General features: G+C 37.0%; 18 protein-coding genes, 3 tRNA genes and 1 riboswitch. Of the genes, 5 read left to right on the plus strand and 16 right to left on the minus strand.

Going from position 1 to position 21,185, the window contains the following annotated elements; all coding sequences use genetic code 11:
- The first annotated feature begins 8 nt into the window (after nt 1-8).
- Nucleotides 9-1,109 carry a GerAB/ArcD/ProY family transporter gene (locus ACFX40_RS15030; RefSeq protein ID WP_028408622.1) on the plus strand — a complete coding sequence of 367 codons (1,101 nt, stop codon included), beginning with the start codon at nt 9-11 and terminating at the stop codon, nt 1,107-1,109.
- Between the two features lie 197 nt (nt 1,110-1,306).
- On the opposite strand, the gene ACFX40_RS15035 is transcribed toward ACFX40_RS15030, so the two are convergent.
- The 7 genes from ACFX40_RS15035 to ACFX40_RS15065 all read right to left on the minus strand — a co-directional run bounded on the left by ACFX40_RS15035 (nt 1,307) and on the right by ACFX40_RS15065 (nt 6,815).
- A complete protein-coding gene (locus ACFX40_RS15035; RefSeq protein WP_028408623.1) occupies nt 1,307-2,707 on the minus strand; it encodes a Na+/H+ antiporter NhaC family protein in 1,401 nt (466 codons plus the stop codon).
- A gap of 214 nt (nt 2,708-2,921) precedes the next feature.
- Nucleotides 2,922-2,993 (minus strand) — tRNA-Gly (locus ACFX40_RS15040).
- Nucleotides 2,994-3,012: 19 nt separating this feature from the next.
- A tRNA-Leu gene (locus tag ACFX40_RS15045) sits at nt 3,013-3,094 on the minus strand.
- Nucleotides 3,095-3,120: 26 nt separating this feature from the next.
- A tRNA-Trp gene (locus ACFX40_RS15050) sits at nt 3,121-3,194 on the minus strand.
- 221 nt (nt 3,195-3,415) lie between these two features.
- A complete protein-coding gene (locus ACFX40_RS15055) occupies nt 3,416-4,810 on the minus strand; it encodes a phospholipase D-like domain-containing protein (RefSeq protein WP_377255720.1) in 1,395 nt (464 codons plus the stop codon).
- Nucleotides 4,811-5,196: 386 nt separating this feature from the next.
- Complete coding sequence (locus tag ACFX40_RS15060) at nt 5,197-6,336, minus strand: zinc-dependent alcohol dehydrogenase (protein WP_377255454.1); 1,140 nt, start codon at nt 6,334-6,336, stop codon at nt 5,197-5,199.
- Nucleotides 6,337-6,545: 209 nt separating this feature from the next.
- Nucleotides 6,546-6,815 (minus strand): hypothetical protein, encoded by a 270-nt coding sequence (locus ACFX40_RS15065; RefSeq protein WP_028408625.1) that lies wholly within the window; start codon nt 6,813-6,815, stop codon nt 6,546-6,548.
- A 504-nt stretch (nt 6,816-7,319) separates the two neighbouring features.
- On the opposite strand from ACFX40_RS15065, the gene ACFX40_RS15070 reads away from it, so the two are divergent.
- The 3 genes from ACFX40_RS15070 (at nt 7,320) to ACFX40_RS15080 (ending at nt 9,916) form a co-directional block, all read left to right on the plus strand.
- Nucleotides 7,320-8,438 carry a GerAB/ArcD/ProY family transporter gene (locus ACFX40_RS15070; protein ID WP_231504497.1) on the plus strand — a complete coding sequence of 373 codons (1,119 nt, stop codon included), beginning with the start codon at nt 7,320-7,322 and terminating at the stop codon, nt 8,436-8,438.
- Between the two features lie 96 nt (nt 8,439-8,534).
- Entirely contained in the window at nt 8,535-8,768 is a 234-nt protein-coding gene (locus tag ACFX40_RS15075; protein ID WP_028408627.1) for a hypothetical protein, read from the plus strand.
- Nucleotides 8,769-8,794: 26 nt separating this feature from the next.
- Complete coding sequence (locus ACFX40_RS15080; protein ID WP_098967347.1) at nt 8,795-9,916, plus strand: GerAB/ArcD/ProY family transporter; 1,122 nt, start codon at nt 8,795-8,797, stop codon at nt 9,914-9,916.
- Between the two features lie 25 nt (nt 9,917-9,941).
- On the opposite strand, the gene ACFX40_RS15085 is transcribed toward ACFX40_RS15080, so the two are convergent.
- From ACFX40_RS15085 to ACFX40_RS15120, 8 genes are all read right to left on the minus strand, one after another.
- Nucleotides 9,942-11,276, minus strand: coding sequence for an FAD-dependent oxidoreductase (locus tag ACFX40_RS15085; RefSeq protein ID WP_098967345.1), 1,335 nt, complete (start codon nt 11,274-11,276; stop codon nt 9,942-9,944).
- Nucleotides 11,277-11,898: 622 nt separating this feature from the next.
- Complete coding sequence (locus tag ACFX40_RS15090) at nt 11,899-13,980, minus strand: DNA topoisomerase III (protein WP_060745711.1); 2,082 nt, start codon at nt 13,978-13,980, stop codon at nt 11,899-11,901.
- 127 nt (nt 13,981-14,107) lie between these two features.
- On the minus strand, nt 14,108-15,763 hold the full coding sequence (locus ACFX40_RS15095) for a DUF2339 domain-containing protein (protein ID WP_060745712.1): 1,656 nt from the start codon (nt 15,761-15,763) through the stop codon (nt 14,108-14,110).
- A gap of 173 nt (nt 15,764-15,936) precedes the next feature.
- Nucleotides 15,937-16,173 carry a hypothetical protein gene (locus tag ACFX40_RS15100; RefSeq protein WP_013056931.1) on the minus strand — a complete coding sequence of 79 codons (237 nt, stop codon included), beginning with the start codon at nt 16,171-16,173 and terminating at the stop codon, nt 15,937-15,939.
- A gap of 99 nt (nt 16,174-16,272) precedes the next feature.
- Nucleotides 16,273-16,716 carry a hypothetical protein gene (locus ACFX40_RS15105; protein ID WP_098967342.1) on the minus strand — a complete coding sequence of 148 codons (444 nt, stop codon included), beginning with the start codon at nt 16,714-16,716 and terminating at the stop codon, nt 16,273-16,275.
- 153 nt (nt 16,717-16,869) lie between these two features.
- Complete coding sequence (gene splB, locus ACFX40_RS15110; RefSeq protein ID WP_025752275.1) at nt 16,870-17,898, minus strand: spore photoproduct lyase; 1,029 nt, start codon at nt 17,896-17,898, stop codon at nt 16,870-16,872.
- A 111-nt stretch (nt 17,899-18,009) separates the two neighbouring features.
- Complete coding sequence (locus tag ACFX40_RS15115) at nt 18,010-18,258, minus strand: transcriptional regulator SplA domain-containing protein (RefSeq protein WP_016764006.1); 249 nt, start codon at nt 18,256-18,258, stop codon at nt 18,010-18,012.
- 85 nt (nt 18,259-18,343) lie between these two features.
- Nucleotides 18,344-19,303 carry a LacI family DNA-binding transcriptional regulator gene (locus tag ACFX40_RS15120; protein ID WP_028408632.1) on the minus strand — a complete coding sequence of 320 codons (960 nt, stop codon included), beginning with the start codon at nt 19,301-19,303 and terminating at the stop codon, nt 18,344-18,346.
- Between the two features lie 124 nt (nt 19,304-19,427).
- Between ACFX40_RS15120 and ACFX40_RS15125 the strand changes: the two genes are divergently transcribed.
- Nucleotides 19,428-19,556 (plus strand): hypothetical protein, encoded by a 129-nt coding sequence (locus ACFX40_RS15125; protein WP_013083044.1) that lies wholly within the window; start codon nt 19,428-19,430, stop codon nt 19,554-19,556.
- Nucleotides 19,557-19,595: 39 nt separating this feature from the next.
- On the opposite strand, the gene ACFX40_RS15130 is transcribed toward ACFX40_RS15125, so the two are convergent.
- Nucleotides 19,596-20,906 carry a Na+/H+ antiporter NhaC family protein gene (locus tag ACFX40_RS15130; protein WP_098333237.1) on the minus strand — a complete coding sequence of 437 codons (1,311 nt, stop codon included), beginning with the start codon at nt 20,904-20,906 and terminating at the stop codon, nt 19,596-19,598.
- An 85-nt stretch (nt 20,907-20,991) separates the two neighbouring features.
- A riboswitch (SAM riboswitch) is annotated at nt 20,992-21,098 on the minus strand.
- Nucleotides 21,099-21,185: the final 87 nt, after the last annotated feature.

Below are 21,185 nucleotides of genomic sequence, written 5' to 3' on the forward strand. Positions count from 1 at the left end.
CTGGCTATATGGAAAAAGCAAAAATTAGCGCCACTCAATTATTTATTCTCATGGTTTTATTCGAGCTGGGAAGTGCTTTATTAGTTCCTCTTGCAATGAGAGCGAAGCAAGATGCATGGCTAGCTATTTTAATTGGAATGCTGTGCAGCTTTTTTTTCTTCTTAGTCTATCATAAGCTCTATTCCTACTATCCGGACCTTCTGCCTACAGAGTATATGCAAAAAATTTTAGGGAAGGCACTTGGAACACTTCTTGCATTCATATATATTGTCTATTTTTTATACGATGCATCACGAGTTCTAAGAGATTTCGGAGAGATGCTTCTTACTTTTGCCTATCCCGATACGCCTTTATTTATTGCCAATGCCTTATTGATGCTGGTCATTATCTATATAACCCGAAAAGGAATTGAAGCGATAGCAAGGTCAGGAGAGCTTCTGTTTATTTTTATGTATTTTCTGGCTGTTGCAGGCTTCATCTTAATTATTAGCTCAGGGCTAATTGATTTTAAGAACTTGCAGCCGGTATTAAAAGAAGGAGTACTCCCCGTTGCGAAAATTGCTTTAACTGAAACGCTGTATTTTCCTTTCACAGAAGCTATTGTATTTACCATGCTTCTTCCTTACTTGAGCAACCCAAAAAAAGCGAGTGTCACCATGATATGCGCAACGGGATTAAGCGGAATTAACCTAATTATTACGATGATCATTAACATTAGCGTACTTGGAGTTGATTTGACGACAAGATCACAGTTCCCTCTTCTGAGTACTGTCCAAACGATCCAAGTAGCTGATTTTTTAGAGCGTCTAGATGTATTTTTTATGTTCGCTATGGTTATTGGAATTTATTTTAAAGTTAGCATCTTGTTTTATGCTTCTATAATAAGTACAGCTACTTTATTTAAAATTAAATCGCCTTCCCGTCTAGCGTATCCTTTAGGCATCATTGTGTTATTTCTGTCGATTACAATCGCTAGTAATTTTCAAGAACACCTTTATGAAGGGCTGCACGTAGCGAGATTTCTTTTACATATGCCGCTATTTTCTATCATACCTATACTGCTTTTGATTATCGCCTTTTTGAAAAATAGGAAGAAGCAGCACAGATAGTATATCTCTAATAAATAGAAAAAATGGCGTTAAAATTATCGAGGTGATGTTCGTGTATATATGGTTTTATGATCATTTTGTTAATACCATCTTATTTCCGCTTACTTGTATCATGCTAGTGTGCCTATCACTAGGGCTGTATGCATACGTTAAGCTAAAAAAAATGAAAAGTGAAGAATAGATAGCTACTCCCTCATTTAAAACAAGAAAGATACAACAAGATAGAAAGCAACTGTTATTCCCGCTGCAATTAAAGCTGGCTTTAATTTATATTTGGCATATTCAATAACAGATAAATCTAATATTTTGGCGATGGTATTCGTATCGTCGCTTAAAGGTGAAGAAAATGCTCCAAAGGAACCGCTCGCAAACACCGCACCGATAATTAATGGCAAAGAAAGATCTGCAGAACTTGCAAGCGATACGCCAAGCGGCATTAAAATCCCCCATGTCCCCCAAGCAGACCCGATAAAGTAAGAAATAGCAGCTCCAAACACAAACATAAAAGGAGTGACAAACATTTGAGGAATCCACTTAGAATGTGCCGTCACAAAATTTGAAAAACCTAAGTCTTCTGTAACAGCGGATAATCCCCATACTACCGATAACAGCAGAATAACAGACATTAAGTCATTGCCTCCTGTGATAAAACCATTAAGCAAATTCTGCAATGTAAAGCGCTGAAACAAGAAAAAAATGAGGGTAATTAACGTAGTGATAATTAAAGCTACTACCATCGCTTCTAGCACGTCTGCTTTAATAAATGCTTCAAAAAAGCTGTGGCTCTTATGATGCCCGCTCCACCATGTTAAAAGTAAAGTAAGTGAAATCACAACAAGTAAAGGTACTAACAGATTCCAAGGCTTAGAAGGCAAATCCTTCGACACGCAAGGATGACAATCATGCCAATCTTTTTCGTCTTCTTCCTCTAGCTTCATAGGAGCCGTAGATGTTGAATGATGAAAAAAACTGAAATAAATCCCTACTAGAATAATCACAATCGAAAAGAAGTTATAAGGAATGCTTTGAATGAACAAAGAATAAGCGTCTTGTTTTATGCCTTGATGATCAATTGCCATTTGAATGATTGAGACCATATACCCTACAAATGCCGTTGCCACAGGAATTAAGACGATAACAGGAGTAGCAGTTGTTTCAATAACAAACCCTAGCTCTGCTGTCGTCATTTTCACTTTTTTCAGCAGCGCTCTCATGATGGGTGCGATCGTCACAAAACGAAATGTGGGAGCACTGAATGTTCCAATGGTTGAAACATAGGTTAAAATAAGGGCTTTTTTTCTTGTATCAATTCTTTCTGCAGCTGTTTCCACAAACCCCTTAACTCCTCCAGCCATCTTAATCATTCCGATAAGCCCTGAAAACGCGTATAAAAAGACGACGATTTCTATATTACTTTTATTTCTAAGAGCTTGTACAACATAGTGAAGTAGCTTTTCAACACCTCCGATAATCGAATGATCAATTAAATAAGCACCTACTAATAAGCCTAAAAACAACCCTGGCAGCACTTGTTTCGTGAAAATAGCTATGGGAATAACAATTAAAAACGGTATAATCGAAAACCAACTAGATTCCATAGGACTCTCCCCTATCTTAAAAACCATATTAGATGTCTTCACGTATCGTTCATTAGCTTTTAATGTAACCCCAATATTATGTGTATATTCACGAAAGCAACACGTATAAGCAGTACTGCTTTAATAAAATATTTCTGATTACAAACAGCATAATAAAACTCTTTATTTCTACAACAAAAAAGCAGTTTGCACATGCAAACTGCTTTTGAAAAGAAGCGGAAGACGAGGTTCGAACTCGCGACCCCCACCTTGGCAAGGTGGTGTTCTACCACTGAACTACTTCCGCGCATTTATCTAAATTAAGATGCGGGTGAAGGGACTTGAACCCCCACGTCATAAGACACTAGATCCTAAGTCTAGCGCGTCTGCCAATTCCGCCACACCCGCGTGTGAATTAAAAGATAACTCCAAAATGGCAGGGGCAGTAGGAATTGAACCCACACTGACGGTTTTGGAGACCGTAGTTCTACCTTTAAACTATGCCCCTAGAAATGACCTCTTCAAAAGAACCTCGTTTATTAACGACGCTACATCATAATAAAACATATATGGAATTTCGTCAATAGATCTTTTGATGAATCATAACTAGTACTAGCGGTTTTCAAAAAACTGTGAGGCATATCACAGCTTTTTACACATTCCCTTCACCAGCTGCAGTCCTCTTTAATCTCCGCTATTTGTTTTTAGAGACTCTGCTGTAACAAAGTACTATACAAAATGTCTCCAAAATCGTGTAAAGACCGAAAGAATATGTAGGAGTGCAGATTTTACAGGAGGCACGTTTTTTTGAGAATCCGTATTAACATCCACAGGTTCTCCCTCATCTCCCACAAGCATACTGTGAGAAATTTTAGCTTCAATAGCTCCTGTTAACTGGGCTGCAAATTCTTCACTATCTATCATAACCATGGATTCAGTATTTAAAAATGCAGAGCGCGAATCTAGGTTAAAAGAACCAACTGCACTTAAACGCTGATCGTAAACAACAGATTTCCCGTGAATTGAATAAGGCTTTTGATATTCATAAAGCTTCGAACCAGCTTTTATGACGCGATTCTTTACTCCCAAGTATGCAGAAAAAGCCATAGCATTTGGAGTGGATGTAATAGAATTAGTTAAAATAATTCTTTGCACTTTTGGTTTTACTCGCTTATCTATATACTGTTCCATCTCTTTTGTTGGTACGATATAAGGGGTTTGAACAACAATGGATTTTTCAGCTTGTTGGGAAAGCTTAATAAACGTTTTCCATATAAAAGGGCTTTTATTTATTCGTTGAATAGGATTTGTAATAAAAGAAATCTTTCTTGTAGGGATCGTTGCTTCTCTCCATACAATATAAGGATGGACAAAAGGTTCGTTTGCTTTTTTGGCCTCTTCGTATTGATCTATCAACAATTTCTTTCCTGAAAGACCGCGAAATTGTTTAGTTTTCTTGAGCTTTGGAAAAGCTTTTCGTGTATACGGATGATTCCATAATTTCTCTACATACTTCTCCATTGAGAGAATGACACTATGACTTTCTTGCTTTGTGTTATAAATCAGCACATCACGGTCATAGACAAAATTTTTATTTGGTTGACTGGCCAAGTATTTATCTCCAATGTTTCGTCCTCCAATAATACCTAATTGGCCATCGACTACTATTATTTTATCGTGAAGACGATTATGCCATGTCCAAGGTTTAAAAATAGTGAAGGGCTCATAGTACTTTAATTCTATATTATTGTGGAAAGCTAGAGCATAAAGAACATTTTTCCTCTTGCCTTTTAGCCCATGAGAGATCCCGTCTAACAGCACGCGAATACGTATACCTCGATCCGCAGCTTCGAATAAAGCGCCCATAAGTAAATCCGAAGAACGACCTTTACCGATGGAAAAGTACGCAATATCAATTGTATGCCTCGCTTCTTGAATCATCTGCATTCGAACAAGCCCTGAAAAATAACCGTTTTCCAAAAGCATAACTCGGTCTGTAGATTCTTTCTTCCCGTAAAAATTCTCAGTATTCATTACTTTTAAGTCTTTTCCCTTGTGCAAAGGGACATAAAACAGTACCACTGCAGTTGCGAATACATATATGAAGTACAATACGACAATCATTATTAGTATGTTTATTAGCATATTTCCTGTCACAATCCCTTTCCATTCTTATCGTTTCTTTTTATTAGGATTCTTACTTTTTTAACTTCTATACCTTTTAAAATAAGAATGGAATGATGGATTATTTGTTATACCACTGTTGATTTCCGTGCAAGTCTTCGCCTTTCCTTCCAAACAACAGCTAGAAGCAATTATATAAACGAAACTTACGTTTACACTACCAATAAAAAAAGCCGAGCGCGTTTGATTCTCCATCAAGAATCAAACGCGCTCGGATCTTCCTTCAAATAACATGCTTTTGTTCCAGCCTCTTTCAAATAGATATGACTATTGTAAAATAATTCTCAATTTTTTCTTTATACATATTTAAGGAGATATGTGCTTTATTATGGTTTTAAGATAACTTTTGTACATTCATCCTGATGATTGTTAAACATTTCATAGGCTTCACTTGCTTGATTAAGAGGGATTTTATGAGAAATTATTTCTGTAGGATCAAACTCCCTATCTGTAATTTTTTTAAATAATTCTGGCATGTAATGAATGACTGGAGCCTGTCCCATTTTTAAAGTGATGTTTCTTTCAAAAATGTTCCCAAGAGGAAACATATTATATATCGATCCATATACACCTGTTAGCTGAATTGTCCCAAATTTCCTTACTGCTTTTAATGCAATTTGAATAGCACTTAACGTTCCTCCTTGCAGCTTGAGTTTTTGTTCAATCGCTTCTACTGGTGATTTCTTTCCATCCATTCCTACACAATCAATTACAACATCTGCTCCACCACCGGTTACCTCTTTAATATAGCTTCCCATATCGTCGTATTTATCAAAATTAAAGCACTCTACGTTATTCATTTGTTTAGCTCGTTTTAATCTATATGGAACGTTATCAACAGCGATGACCCGTTTAGCACCTTTCATCCATGCAAACTTTTGAGTCATTAATCCAATAGGGCCGCTGCCAAGAACCACTACTGTATCCCCAGGTCCAACTCCGGAATTTTCTACACTCCAATAAGCGGTTGGCAGAACATCCGACATAAATAACAATGCCTCATCTTCAAGCTCACAGGAGGGCGGAATTACAAATGGCATAAAATTCCCAAAGGGAACACGTAATAGTTCAGCCTGTCCTCCTGGGTGATTCCCATATCGTTCAGTGAACCCGAAGTATCCTCCTGTATCGATTTCCTTATTAGGATTAGAGTTATCACATTGACTTTCTAAATCATGCTGACAATAATAACAGGTCCCGCACGAAATATTGAACGGTAAAACTACTCTGTCTCCCTTTTTTACTTTTGTTACCTCTGGACCTACTTCTTCTACAATTCCCATTGGTTCATGGCCAATAACGTATCCTTTTTCAGCCGGGAGAGCACCTTGGTAGATATGTAAATCCGAACCGCAAATGGCTGTAGATGTAATCCTAACAATAATATCGTCTTTTTTCTTCAAAGATGGATCTTCTACTTCTTTTACTTGGATATCCTTTGCACCTTGAAAAGTTACTGCTTTCATAATCATCCTCCTTAATTAAATTACTGCTCTATACCCTTAATGTCCCAAAATATGTATATGTATGGGTGGGAATTTATTTAGCCTTCATTTCCATTAAAAAATGAGCGTAAATACTTCTTACACGACAAAAAAAGCAGAAGTTCATTATCTTCTGCTTTTACAATTTATACTCTCTATTGTGAACCTGCCTAAGTAAAACAGCGGCTCTTTTACTGATTAAGGTCGTTCTCCATATCTTCTATATCTTGCTGAAACTCTGTTAAACGCTGACGCTGTGTTTCAGAAGCATTTTCAAGCGCATTCTCAATTTGCTGAGAGGCTTCATTCACTTCACCTATCGCTTGCTTCGCTTCATGTCCGTACGATGCATCATTTTTAGCTTCATTTGCCTGTTCATATGCATCTACTGCTTCTTTATGCCCCTGCTGTGCTGCTTGAAACGATTGTTGTTTATCTTTATTGTATGGGAATTTTTTCATCATAGTGCTCCTTTCCATTTGTTCACTCTTTAGTGTGGCATTTTTCTACTTATTCATACGACGCTTCAATAGGTTAAAGCTAAGTGAATATTCCTCATAACAAATCCCTCAATCATTTAAGAGCCCTAGAAAATATCTTCTATCTCCTGAAATGCTTTCTATATTTTACAAAAATGTATAATCACTTTCTTTAGCGGACATCATACGAATAGCTTATCTGAACGAAAAAATGTATTGGGGTTGACTGCATGCACTTGTTTCTTTCCTTTTTGATCATTTGTGCAGGGATTATATGGATGGAAATAAAAAGATTACCTCAACACTCTCATAAAAAGGAACGGAACATTTTTATTGTGTTCATGACAATCAGCATCATAATCGCTCTTGCAAAAATCTTTCGGCTGCCTCTACCCAACCCTTCTGATTGGGTAGAAGTAATGTTTCAACCTTTAAGTCACTTATTATTCCGTTGGATCACTTAATTAGTGTATATGGCAAAAGGATGTGCTCATTTTGCTTAATGAAATCAATATTTCAGCTGCGCAGTTTCGCAAATTAGTAACTTTGTATAGCATCGGAAGCACAATTATTGTTGTACCTGCCGCTATTACAGCTGATGCTCATCAAGATGCCTGGATTGCCGCACTCTTTGGTGTAGCATTAGGAATTGGCTTAGTTTTGCTTTTTACCTCACTAGGAAAAATGTTTCCAACGCTTACGCTGATGGAAATGAACGAAAAAATTTTAGGCAAACTATTTGGAAAGATTGTTTCTGCTGTTTTTGTGTTATCCAATTTATTTATCAGCAGTCAAGTTCTTTACTATGTAGGAAATTTTCTCACTACACAAATTCTTCCCTACACGCCGCTTACAGCCATCCACATCGCATTTATGGGTGTGGTCATCGTAGGAGTACGCCTAGGAATAGAAGTTATTGCACGAAGTGCCGAGATTTTATTTCCGTGGTTTGTCGGATTATTCGGACTTCTTATTTTGTCTATGATCCCTCAAATTAAAATAGAGCATATTCAGCCGGTGTTCGAAATCCATCCAAAAGCTTTTATTCGGGCTGTTTTAACGTTTTTAAGCATGAGTTCTTTGACTTATACCATTCTGCTTATGATTTTTCCTTCTCATACACCAGACACGAAAAAGGCAACTCAATCTTTTTATATAGGTAATATAGCCGGTGGACTAGTGATGGTTACATTAATCTTACTCGGAATTTTAGTACTTGGTCCTTATTACTCCCAAATCACCATGTTTCCAAGCTATGAATTAGGAAGAAGAATTGATGTAGGAAACTTTCTTCAAGGAATTGAAGTGGTCATTGCTATTTTGTGGTTTATTACTCTCTTTTTTAAACTTTGCATTTATTTTTACGCTACTCTTTTGGGGTTTGCCAATGTATTTCATATAAAGGACTACAAGCTATTTTCTTTTCCAGTCGCGCTCATTATGATTACCCTTTCCCTTATTGTGTATCCAAGCGTTTCTTATCAAAAGGATTGGGATACAAAAACGTGGATTCCCTACAGCTTACTTGTAGGCATCTTATATCCACTTTTCCTTTTAATTGCAGGGTTTATTCAAAATAAAAAGCGGCGTTCTAGCAATGGATAGAAACTCACAAACCTTTAATAAAGACTGCACCTTCAGTATAAGTAATTATTTTTCAGGAAAATATAACACTGATTATTCATGTATAGGAGCTAGTGTATGCTAGGGGTATTGGGGTTACTTATTGTTTGCACGCTCGTTATTTGGTTTGAAGTACCTAAACTACGGCAAAAAAAAGCGAAGAAAGAACTGTGGCTATTCTATACAGTTCTTGCAATCGGAATGGTCGTAAGCATCTGTAAAGCACTTGGTTTAAATGTTCCAAACCCTTCTGATTTATCAGCTGCTATCTTCAAGCCAATCAGCATATTTTTACTTCATTTACTATCTTAAGACGTTAAGACGAGGAAGTGAATACAGTGAAACCTGTAGTTAAAATTTCAACGATTCAATTTCGCATGCTCGTTATGCTTTATACAATTGGAAGCACAATTGTTATTGCTCCAGCAGCTATGACTGTAGATTCTAAACAAACCGCTTGGATTCCAGCTATCCTTGGAGTAGTATGCGGATTTGTATTAGTGAAAGTATATATAGCTCTCGGACTTTTATTTAAAGATAAAAATCTGATAGAAATCAATGAAGCAGTGTTTGGAAAATATTTAGGAAAAGGTGTATCTTGTTTATTTGTCACGTCTACTGTCATAACATGCAGCCGCATTGTATACTACGTGGGGAGTTTTTTAAATACACATATTATGATGGAAACTCCGCTGATTGCTATTCACATTATTTTTATGCTTGTGGTTGTGTTTGGAGCAAGACTTGGACTAGAAACCATCGCACGCTGCTGTGAAATATTTTTCCCTTGGCTTATTGGCCTTCTCGGAATTTTCATTTTCTCACTGACTCCTCAAATGAAAGTCGAAAACCTTACGCCTTTATTAGATATTCACTTAAAGCCGCTGACTCATTCGGTTTTCACCTTTCTTAGCATCACTTATTTTACTTTTGCTCCTTTAATGATGGTATTTCCTCTTCATTTAAGAAAACCTGAAAAAGGTGCTAAAGCTTTAATGAGTGGAAGTCTGTTAGGTGGATTTATTATGGTAGCGATTATTCTCTTTTGTATAATGGTTATTGGCTCTTATCATTCTTCAACTACCATGTTTCCTGTATACGAAATGGCTAAGCGAATTGAACTGGGGAATTTTTTGCAAGGAATTGAAGTAATTATTGCTATTATATGGTTTCTTACTCTTTTCTTTAAAGTTTCTCTTTATTTTCATGCTTCTATCGCTGGGCTTTGCCACATTTTTAACGTGAACGAAACTCGATTTCTAACGTTACCGATGGGGTTAATCGTTACAACTTTTTCTATTATCGTTTATCCAACTATTATCTATCAAAAAACATGGTTAGCCGAAACGTGGATTCCCTATAGTTTTTTCGTAGGAGCTTTTTATCCTTTTATTCTCCTTACTATAGGCTGGCTCCGCTTTAGACCTGCTAAAATAAAAAAGATAATAAAATCCACATAAAAAAAGCAGGTAGTCACCTGCTTTTTTATGCTTGAAGCGCTTGAAGTCCTGCTTGGTTTAAGAAATGCCAAGGCTTATTAAAATGCGGCTGAAAGAAAAAGTCCATAAAGCCAAGCTCATCGATCGTCATTTCCTGCTGTACACATACAGACAATGTATTGATTGCTTGAGTAGCATCAATTTTAGAAATAACCTGTGCACCTACAATTCGTCTTGTTTCTTCTTCATATACTACTTTTAACGTAATATTTTCGTACGTTGGCATGAATTCAGGTCGGTTATTCTCTGATATTGTGATACTTTTCACATTCATATCAAAAAGAGAAGCTGCTGTTTCTGTTATACCGGTAGATGCAACATTGTAATCATAAATATGCAAGCCTGACGTTCCTTGTGTTCCCATATACTTAATTGTCGGCTTAACAAGGTTTTGAGCTACTAATGTTCCCATTCTAACCGCATTGGTAGCAAGCGGAATATACGCATGTTTCTTAATCGGATTGTAGTAAATGGCACAGCTATCTCCGGCAGCAAATATATCTTTTTTGCTTGTTTGCATATATTCATCAACCACAATTGCCCCGTTTGGAAGCATATCTACTTGTCCTTTTACTAAGTCTGTATTTGGACGGAAGCCAACACACAGAATAACAAGATCCGCTTCGTATTCGCCATCAGTTGTCACTACTTTTTCAACAGATCCCTCACTGCCTACAAATTTAGTAACCGCTTGGTTTAATGCTAATTTAACTCCTCGATTTTCAAACTCAGTTTCCATTAAATTCGTAAATTCTGGATCAAGATATTTATTTAAAATACGATCAGCACTATCAATAAACGTCACTTCTTTTCCATACACTTCGAATGCTTCTACTAATTCTGCACCAATATAGCCCGCACCAATTACGGCTATTTTCTTCGCTTGCTTCGCTTTTTCAATAATGTGATTAGCATGCTGATAGTTTTTACAAAGCACAACATTATTTAAATCGATGCCTTCAAGGTTTGGAATAATCGGCCATGAGCCAGTTGTCATCACTAATTTATCAAATGTATCTTCAAATTCTTCGTTGGTTTCTAAATTTCGTACAGCTATTCTTTTACCATCTGTATCAATATTCGTAACTTCATGTTTCATTTTCATATTTACACCCATCTCTTGCAATTCAGACGGTGAAGAGTAAAATAAGCCATTTGCATCTTTTACGACCCCGCCTACATAGAGCGCAATTCCACAAGACAAAAATGAAACATTATCATTTCGCTCATAAACTGTAATTTTAGCTTCTGGATAAAGTTCTGCCATATTTTTTACTGCTGCCGTTCCTGCATGTGTACACCCTACTACTGCAATTTTCATAGATGATATCCCCCTTAGGATTATAGAAAATATAATATTGTGAAGTTTTTCACATATATTGTGAAACGTTTCACATATCTTTTACAATTCTTATTATACAAACATGTTTGTTCTTTTTCAAGAGATATGTGAAAAAAATCACATACTTTTTTCAAAAAATATGTTACAGGGTTCTTTAAATAGCGTTGAAGCTTGATATGATGCGCTTTTCTTGCTGATGCGCTGCTGATGAAAAACTTCATCAGCTTGTTTTTTCACGTAGAAACTCACTACCCTATGTACTCTCCATCAAAAAAATAAGACGGATAAAAGAGTCACCGCTAAAATAGATACAGTGATGCCGCTCACAAGCGAGTCTGCTATATAAACTGATAGAAAAGTAAAAAATATATCCACAAAAGCTGCGGATGTTACACATAGTACTCTATTCAGTCTGGCATTCTTCATTTAAAAAATGAGTGCCTTTGAAAAAAAGCTCTGTGATAGAGCCAAATACAAAAATTAAAAATAGAAATAAACATATGGCCTAGTAGGACTCATATTCCACTCCGCCTTACTTACTCATCACTTAATCCATATTATACGAAAAAAGTGCGATACCGTGGTATCGCACTTTTCTACATTATTTATCTTTTTTATCTTGAAGAGCTTGTTTTAAAGCATCACCCAAGCTTGAACCAAATGCTCCATCATCATTGTATTTGTTAAGAAGCTTTCGTTCTTCTCGTTTTGAAATCTTTTTCTTTTTGTCCTCAGCTTTCTCCACTACTTGACATGAACGGCATTGGAAGTACGTACCCGCTTTTCCTGAGTGAATTTCCATTCGCTTGTGACACTGCGGACAGCGTCGATTCGATAGTTTAGGGTCTTTTGCGCGTCTATAGCTGCACTCAAGGCTTGAACAAACGAGCACTCTTCCTTGCTTTGTTTTCTTTTCTTTCAAGAAAGAACCGCATTCCGGACATTTAGAGCCCGTTAAATTATGAGGTTTGTATGTTTGATTACTCGTTTTTACTTGCTTAACTAGCTTTTCTGTTTGTTCGCGAATATTTGTTAAGAACTCTTTTGCATTTCCTTTTCCTTTAGCAATTGCTTCTAAGTCACGTTCCCACTTAGCCGTAAGCTCAGGCGACTTTAACTCATCTGCTACTAGGTCAATCAGCTGCTTCCCTTTTTTGGTTGCGTGCAGACGATTGTTTTGGCGATCAATGGATTCATTTTGCAGAAGTTTTTCAATAATATCTGCACGTGTTGCCGGGGTACCTAAATTATGTTTTTCCATTTGTCCAAGAAGATCCGCTTCTGTATAGCGCTGCGGCGGCTCTGTAAATGCACTTTTCATCGTTACATCTTGAATGGACAGCTTGCTGCCTTCTTCCATATCAGGCAGCTTCACCGTTGCTTCTAAGTCTCCACCAGAAACTTTTTTGAAGCCTGCATTCACGACTTGCTTTCCGCTTGCTACTAACTGTTCCCCATTTACTTCAAGCTCTGCTTTAACCACTTCATACTCATATGCAGGATAAAATAATGAAATAAATCGCTTTGCAATTAAGTCATACAGCTTTCGTTCATCAGCTGATAAGTCCTGGAGAAATACAGGCTGATCCGTTACGATAATAGCGTGGTGATCACTTACTTTTTCGTTATTAACCACTCGCTTTGGCAACTGTGCATTTCTTAAAATTGGACGAACTTCTTCTTTATATACAGCAGAGATGCTTTCCAAGCGCTCTTTCATAGTAGAAACCATATCTGTTGTTAAATAACGAGAATCTGTACGTGGATACGTGACTAACTTATGCTGTTCATATAACTTTTGAAGTACATTCAATGTCTTCTTAGCAGAGAAGTTAAAGCGTTTGTTAGCATCTCGCTGCAGTTCGTTTAAGTCATAAGGAAGCGGCTGCGCTTCTTTATGCATTTTGCGTTTAATTGTTTTTACAACTGCCTCACCTGATAATTTTGAGTGCAGCTCTTTTGCGCGTTTTTCATCAAAAATACGCTTTTCATTGCCCTTTTGCCAAGCGGCTTCAAAAGATGAAAACTGAGCTGTAAGCGTCCAATATTCACTAGGTTTAAATGTATTGATTACTTGTTCACGCTCAATTATCATCGCAAGCGTCGGTGTTTGTACCCTTCCTGCCGACAATGGTTCTTCGTATTTAGTCGTTAACGCTCTCGTTACGTTTAAACCGATAAGCCAATCGGCTTCTGAACGGCAAACGGCTGAATCATACAAGCGATTAAACTCTTTTCCTGGTTTTAACTGTTTAAATCCGTCACGAATTGCTTTATCCGTTTGAGACGAAATCCAAAGGCGTTTAAACGGCTTGTTCCAGCGTACCTTTTCCATAATCCAGCGTGCTACAAGCTCTCCTTCGCGCCCTGCATCAGTCGCAATAATTAACTCACCAATATCCTTTCTTTTTGCTAGATCGGATACTGTACGAAACTGCGAGCTCACTTTACGAATTACTTTTAATTTCATTTTCTCAGGCATGATTGGCAGATCTTCTAAGCGCCATGTTTTATATTGGTTATCATAATCCTCTGGTGTTTGTAATTCAACTAAATGACCGAGTGCCCATGTTACGACATACTTTGGTCCTTCAATATACCCTTTTTTTGTTTGTGTGCTGCCAAGTACGCGCGCAAGATCACGTGCTACACTTGGCTTTTCTGCTAATACAAGTGATTTCATTTTATGTATACCTCCAATTCACTTGTTCCATTATACATGATTGTATACCTTTTGTACGACTTCAAGATTAAGTTTACATAATCATATTATAATAAATAAAGCTGAAGAATTTCTCTTCAGCTTCGAGCTACTTCTTTTTATAAAATAGTCGCGAGATAATTAAACCGATAGCTCCTAAGACGATAAATAACAAGGCCCGTATAGCCATTGGGATAAAAGGTAAATCGTATAAAATGAGTTTAAAAAGTGTTAAGAACAAAATGCCCACGCCGATATACGTTGCTGTTTTAAACGTTTTAAGTGATCCTATTACAAATGCTGCAATGGACATCCCTAACCAAACGGCCGTCATAATAAGCGTTTGCGGATTAGTGGAAAGGTGATTGGTGCCAGCGACCGTCACTTCTGTAGCAAAAATTAAAGAAAGAATAGAAAAAACAATACTTCCTCCAATTTTGAATATATCGTGCTCATCCCGTTCTGTTTTTTGAATGCTGATCCATATAAATACTGGAATAGAAGCTAACACAACAATCCAATTTAATGTCGGAAGAGACAGCACTCGTTCGATTGGTGTAACTAAGATATACGTTGCACTCAGTATATAAATCGTATAAGAAAATAGTTGATGAAGTAGATTTTTATACGTCATGGCGATATAGTAAACAGCAAGTCCTTGAATCACATATAAAATAACTCCTTCTCTTAAATCGACGAGCTGATGAATAAAAAACGCTACTGCAACAATTAAATAGGTAATAAAAAATTCAAATTTCTCTTTAGAACTTCTTACTGCGTAAACACCTAATGCGTAAATAATAACTAGCGCAAGCAGCACCATTGTGGTCGTGCCATCGTCAAAAACGGCGAGCAGCCAGCCGTACGTAACTGCTAAACTCGATAAAAGGGTAAACGCATATACTTGGAGTACGGATTGTGATAGAAAAAAACTTGAAATTAAGCATAAATGCTGAATAAGAATTGCCATACCTAATAACTCTTTTACACCATTATCACCGACAAACGAGTAATAAATGAGTAGCGTAAGATTTAATAGTACCGCGGAAAGAACATATAAAATTGAATATTTTTGTTTGATTGCCACATATAAAAAGGCAATATACAGAAGCGTTTCATAGCCAATGAAAACGAGCGCATTAGGCGAATTACTTTCAATAAGAAAAGGAACTAGTACGCCTCCAACCGCGCTAATAATACCTAATGCCTGTGAACGATAAAAGACTGTCGCGATAATCCCTAGGATAATCCAGCTCGCATTTAGTATAAAAGCAAGCATTGGTCCCGCTAAATGATACAGGCTATGCATCGCAAACGTCGTCAACATGAGGATAGGAATAGCTCCTCCTACAAGTACTTGCCCGAGCACCAACCTGCCCTTTTTAATTTGGAAATGACCTGTCACAGCAAAACCTATTGAAACAGCGAAACCGAGAACAACTTTTGCTTTTTCATTCATTAACCCATAGTCAGAGGCTGCTTTAAATCCCCATAGCACGCCAATAATAAATACAAAAATAAAAATTCTCGGCAGCCATGTTTGAAAAAGGACTTTTTCCCAATCAACGGGTTCTTCTATTGCCTGTGAGCTTTTAGCTGCTGTTTGAGCAGGACGTTTAGTCGTCTCCTCACGCTGCTTGGGAGGAGCGTGAACTGTTTTTGGTCTTGGAGAATTTGTTTTATATACGAGCGACTTTAGCCTGGCTACGTCTTCTTCTAAACTGCTTATTTTTCGTTCAAGTTCTTCTATTCTTTCTTTTTCCATATTTCCTCACCCTTTCTCTTTAAAGTATTTGTGATTTTTATATGTATATCTTACAGCACTTAACTATTATACCATTAAAAGGAATATCTCTTAGAAACATTCCATTTTAAGCAAAAAAAAATACAGCGCCCTTTTCAAAAGAAAAGTTCGTTGTATAGGATGTGCTGCATTTTTTATGTCACTTTCTCGCTGTATGTACTATGAAATCCCGCTTCGATGTGGGCTACTTGAAAGCTATGGTGACCAATTAAATATTTAACAATATCCACACGGTCAATTTTACCGGGCTTATTATTCATTGCTTCTCGCACCATAGATTGAAATGTTTCTTTGCAAAACTTCTTTTCATGAAGCAGAATCGTTTCACAATACTCTTCATGGTCTCCCTCTGAAATACGATAATAATGCATTTCTTTCACCCCTTTTTAATGTTATACCTATTACATACCCCAAATATTGCTATTTTAACAAATTAATTTTATTATTCTTTATTTTTCCATATATATGGTTTATAGGACAACGTTTCGAAACTCGTCGTTATAAATGCTAATTTGAAGCCGCTGAGAAAAACGTTCTTGTTCGATATATGTTTCAGGCATTAATCCAACAGGATATACCTTAGGGTTTTCGCCACTGCCTAATATGTATACATACATCTTTCCTTCGCTTGTATATCGAACTTTCGTCGAAATACCCCCTTGCCCTTGAAGAGGCGCATAAACAGCTCTTACATTATCTCTTATTTCTTTTACAAACCCATGCAGTTCAACATCAGAATCATAATAATGGTTTGCTTCATACAAGCCGTAAATACGAGACTTATCGATATCACACAATATGTTCCAAAATTCAGATAAATCTTCTTGGAACAACACTTGAATAAAATTCCGTGCAGCTTCTTGCTGTTCGTTTGTTAATTCTTTTGTTAGCGCAAACTCTTCATTTTTTAACATCTCAGTCACCTCCCTTTTGTATGTAATACGACAACAGATAAAAATAACCTCTTTTTTTCAACTTATTAGCAAGCAATTTATTTTTTTACATTAAAAATTGAAAAGTTATTTTGACTAAAGCGTCAGAATAACTTTTCAATTACTGTAGAATAATTACGTAAAATATTCGATTTTTGCATTCGGAAAATACTGATCAATGTAATACTCTAATGTTTCTCTTAATTCTTGTTCTTCATCTTTTGCGTATACATACTTTCCAATTCCGTAACGCCCCCATTTGTAGCGGCGTTCCTCTTCATTCATCTCAAGCTTTGTTTTCGGATAATTTTTCTCGATTACCCGTTTGGCCGGCTTGGTAAAGCGATGCTGAATCATTTCAAACGTAATATCATCTCTTGACTCCTCAGGTATAGAGGCGTCAAGCTTTTCAAACAACTGACGGTATCCCTCTTGCCAACCTTCATGAATGTAAATAGGCGCCACAATAAAGCCAAGTGGATATCCGGCTTTTGCAACTTTATTAGCAGCTTCAATCCGGTAATCAAGAGGAGATGTACCAGGTTCAAAGTTTTTTATAACATAATCTGCATTTATACTAAAGCGGAAGCGCGTGCGACCATTATGTTTAGCATCCAATAAATGATCCACGTGATGAAATTTAGTCACAAAGCGCAGTTGACCTAGTTCACTTTCCCCAAAATATTCAATCGCGCGCTTTAATGAATGTGTTAAATGGTCAATTCCTACGATATCAGATGTACAAGCCGCTTCAAATCGCGTTATTTGAGGGGCTCTTTCCTGCATATATTGCTCTGCTTGACCTAATATTTCTTCAACATTCACGTACGTGCGAATATATGGTTTGCTTCCCATTGTTGTCTGCAAATAACAATAGTGACAGTGCCCCATACACCCTGTTGCAAATGGTATTGCATATTCAGCTGACGGTTTAGATGTATCAAATTTCAATGTTTTACGCACGCCAACTACTAAAGTCGACTTGGCATTGCGGTATTTTTGCAAATCATTTTTTCCCGGTATATTACGCACTTGATTATGGGAAGTTGTTTGACGAATCTCAATTCCCATCTTCTCAAATTTCTCTTTTAATTGAACACCAAGCGGGTACTCCATTGCTCCTGGCTCAATATATACTAATTGAGGTACAAAAGGTTTTATCATCATGCACACTTCCTTTTTTCTAATACTAATAGCGTTTGAAAAATAAAAAGACTCTATCCTTGGTAATTATTTTTCAAACAAAAAAGACTCTCCGTTTAAGAGAGCCTTGCATCAGTCATATTGTTCATAATCAAATATCTTATTATACATTTTTTCAGCTTCTTCATACGTTGAATATACGGCATCATCTTCAGCTAACAAATGGTAAGACTCATGTAAAAACAGCGCCTTTTCACCTTTGTTTTCGGGATGTTCAACAATTTCAGCTTGATTAATATTCGCAACGTTTGCCGTATGAGGATTTCGGTAAATAACAAATACTTGATCTCCCACTTGATATTCTTTTTTCTCCACGATCATCATCCTTTTCTTCTTTCTTTACTCGTATGATGTCCGCTTTTGCTCATTTTATCCGGTAAAAACACCTCATGGCACCATCAAAAATTCATACGCTTTTACGCTCAATAAACCGAAAAGGGAGCTCAATTTTCTGAGGAGCCTTGCTTCCCACTAATGTAAAAAGCGTTTCTCCCATTTCCTTAAGAGGAAGTTCGATCGTTGTTATTTGTAAATAAGAAGAAAGCGGATGATTATCAAAACCAATGATAGCTAACTCACCAGGAACTGAAATACCCGCTTGTTCGCACTGAGCTTTTATTCCGATAGCTACTTGATCGTTTGTTACTAAAAGCGCCTGAGGCCGATTTTTCATCTGCACTAATTTTTCCACCACTTTTTCACCATCTGTCACGTTCAAACAGCCTTGAAAAACCCATTCCGGATGATAAGGCTGATTTATTCTTTCTACATATTCTTTGTATGCTTGTTGCCGCTGTTGACTATTCGTACCCGTCATTCTTCCAATACAGTAGCCAATATCCGTATATCCTTTTTCTTTTAAATACATAAGCGCCTGTTTAAAAGCTGCATAATGATCAACGTATACGGAGCGAATAGAACGATTCTGTACGTTTTCGCACACGGCTATCGGTCCGTACTGCTGATAATATTCAATCGTGCTCCAGCTGCTTGCTCTAGAACAAATAATCACTCCATCAACTTGCTTTGTTTTCAGCATATGAAGCGCTTCTTCTTCTTTTTTTACATCATAGTTCGTTTGACAAATAACAAGCTGATACTGCTTTTCTAACGCTTGAGATGCCACTCCTTCTAAAAGCAGACTAAAATACGGATGATTAATAAAAGGCAAGACGACGGCAATCATATTTGTTTTCCCTTTTGATAAGTGAACGGCATTAATGTTTTGTTCATAATTAAGTTCGTGAATAACCTGCTCTACCAGCCGGCGTTTTTCTTCTTTTACATACGGATGATGATTTAGCACCCGGGATACAGTCGAAACAGATACACCAGCTTTTTTTGCGATATCTCGGATATTTGTCATGTTTTCACCTTTTTCTCTTGCGCTGAAACGCGTTTCATACTTTATTCTCATTATAAAGTGAAACAGCAAGAAGCTAAACCCGTTACCATCGTGTTTTTATTCATTTACGTAAGGAGGTCATTTCATGGGTATTTTATTATTCATTTTATTATGCGGGATTGAAATTGGAGGAGCGGCTTATGCACTTAAACAGAACGAGACGCTTTGGAAGGAGTTAGATGATGAAAAGCCGACTGATTTTTTTAAACAGTAAAAAACCCTTAAAAAGAACATTCTTTTTAAGGGTTTGATATTACGCAGCTTCTTTAGATGACTTTGACTTTTTATTTAAACGAGGAAATCCAATTACAATTGCAATGACCCCGCAAACCGCTGTTAACATTGGGTAGAATGTAAATGGAATAATCTCAATCGGTGAAACTTTAGCAAATCCTGCTGCGAGAAGCATTTGTGCGCCGTAAGGGATAAGCCCTTGAACGCTGCATGAAAACAAGTCAAGCAGACTGGCTGATTTACGATTATCAATTGAATATTTATCAGAGATTTCTTTTGCTAACGGACCTGCTGTAATAATTGAAATCGTGTTATTAGCCGTCGCTAAATTAGTTAAACTTACTAGTCCAGCGATGCTGAATTCGCCGCCTTTTTTTGTTTGAATGCGTCGTGTTAATAAATTCAATAAGAACTGAATACCGCCGTTATAGCGAATAAGCTCAACCATTCCGCCGATTAGCAGAGATAAAATAATTAACTCTGACATTCCGCCAATACCTTCTGTCACAGTTTTAGCAAGAGAAGAAAGCGTGTAGCTTCCGTCAGCTAATCCAATCACGCCGGCTAGCACAATTCCTCCAGTTAAAATACTTAATACGTTTGCACCAAATATGGCAGCAACCAGTACGCCGACATAAGGCAAGATTTTAAACCAGCTAAAATCTTTAATTTCTACTGATGACGTATTGCCTAGCGTCATTACAAGCAATAAAATTACCGTAACAATCGCTGCAGGAAGGACAATAAAAAAGTTTACTTTTAATTTATCTGACATATTTGTTTTTTGCGTACGAACTGCTGCAATGGTCGTATCAGAGATTACGGATAAATTATCTCCAAACATTGCACCACCAACAACGGCAGCAATTGCTAATGTAATGGATACATGCGCTTGCTCACTGATTCCTACAGCGATAGGCCCTAGCGCAGCGATTGTTCCCATTGACGTTCCCATCGAAATTGAAATGAATGCGCCAATAACAAAGATTCCGACTACCACTAAGCTTTGCGGAAGCACAGACAGAGCTAAGTTTACCGTTGAATCAACAGCTCCCATGCCTTTAGCAACTTGAGAAAAAGCACCTGCTAAAATAAAAATAAGCACCATAATAATGATATCAGGATGCCCTGCTCCTTTAGCAAAACGCTCCACTTTTACATTAAGTGAATCTTTACGATTCATAGCCAGGGCCACAATGGCTGCAATAATAATGGCTACTAATACAGGAAGCTTATAAAAATCTCCCGTTATAATTCCTGATCCGACAAACAGGACTAAAAAGACGCCCAGCGGTAACAGCGCCCAGCCGTTTCCTTTTTGTTGTTCCATTCTTAACACCTCTTGTTTACGTAATAAAAAAAGACCTCTTCTTATTGATAAGAAGAGGTCTCTTATTTGTATCATAAGATTACCCTTCTCATCTTCCAAACGAAACATCGTCTGCTGGATTTGGCACCGCACTGCGTACAGCCAGTTGCCGAGACATCATAGGGCCAGTCCCTCCGTCTCTCTTGATAAGAAGTTTATAGTTGTTTTAAAAATAGTCTTTCACTACTGTAATCTCTTTTTATTTAATTGTCAAATGCTATTTTAGAAAAATATATAGTG

Source organism: Priestia sp. YIM B13552 (assembly GCF_042787775.1).
Classification (GTDB): Bacteria; Bacillota; Bacilli; order Bacillales; family Bacillaceae_H; genus Priestia; species Priestia megaterium_E.

What these genes read in the sequence shown, in the direction of transcription:
- ACFX40_RS15030 (WP_028408622.1), top strand. Translation starts at nt 9, where the DNA reads ATGGAAAAAGCAAAAATTAGCGCCACTCAATTATTTATTCTCATGGTT.
- ACFX40_RS15035 (WP_028408623.1), bottom strand. Translation starts at nt 2,707, where the DNA reads ATGGAATCTAGTTGGTTTTCGATTATACCGTTTTTAATTGTTATTCCC.
- ACFX40_RS15055 (WP_377255720.1), bottom strand. Translation starts at nt 4,810, where the DNA reads ATGATTGTCGTATTGTACTTCATATATGTATTCGCAACTGCAGTGGTA.
- ACFX40_RS15060 (WP_377255454.1), bottom strand. Translation starts at nt 6,336, where the DNA reads ATGAAAGCAGTAACTTTTCAAGGTGCAAAGGATATCCAAGTAAAAGAA.
- ACFX40_RS15065 (WP_028408625.1), bottom strand. Translation starts at nt 6,815, where the DNA reads ATGAAAAAATTCCCATACAATAAAGATAAACAACAATCGTTTCAAGCA.
- ACFX40_RS15075 (WP_028408627.1), top strand. Translation starts at nt 8,535, where the DNA reads ATGCTAGGGGTATTGGGGTTACTTATTGTTTGCACGCTCGTTATTTGG.
- ACFX40_RS15085 (WP_098967345.1), bottom strand. Translation starts at nt 11,276, where the DNA reads ATGAAAATTGCAGTAGTAGGGTGTACACATGCAGGAACGGCAGCAGTA.
- ACFX40_RS15090 (WP_060745711.1), bottom strand. Translation starts at nt 13,980, where the DNA reads ATGAAATCACTTGTATTAGCAGAAAAGCCAAGTGTAGCACGTGATCTT.
- ACFX40_RS15095 (WP_060745712.1), bottom strand. Translation starts at nt 15,763, where the DNA reads ATGGAAAAAGAAAGAATAGAAGAACTTGAACGAAAAATAAGCAGTTTA.
- ACFX40_RS15100 (WP_013056931.1), bottom strand. Translation starts at nt 16,173, where the DNA reads ATGCATTATTATCGTATTTCAGAGGGAGACCATGAAGAGTATTGTGAA.
- ACFX40_RS15105 (WP_098967342.1), bottom strand. Translation starts at nt 16,716, where the DNA reads ATGTTAAAAAATGAAGAGTTTGCGCTAACAAAAGAATTAACAAACGAA.
- splB (WP_025752275.1), bottom strand. Translation starts at nt 17,898, where the DNA reads ATGATAAAACCTTTTGTACCTCAATTAGTATATATTGAGCCAGGAGCA.
- ACFX40_RS15115 (WP_016764006.1), bottom strand. Translation starts at nt 18,258, where the DNA reads ATGATCGTGGAGAAAAAAGAATATCAAGTGGGAGATCAAGTATTTGTT.
- ACFX40_RS15120 (WP_028408632.1), bottom strand. Translation starts at nt 19,303, where the DNA reads ATGACAAATATCCGAGATATCGCAAAAAAAGCTGGTGTATCTGTTTCG.
- ACFX40_RS15125 (WP_013083044.1), top strand. Translation starts at nt 19,428, where the DNA reads ATGGGTATTTTATTATTCATTTTATTATGCGGGATTGAAATTGGAGGA.
- ACFX40_RS15130 (WP_098333237.1), bottom strand. Translation starts at nt 20,906, where the DNA reads ATGGAACAACAAAAAGGAAACGGCTGGGCGCTGTTACCGCTGGGCGTC.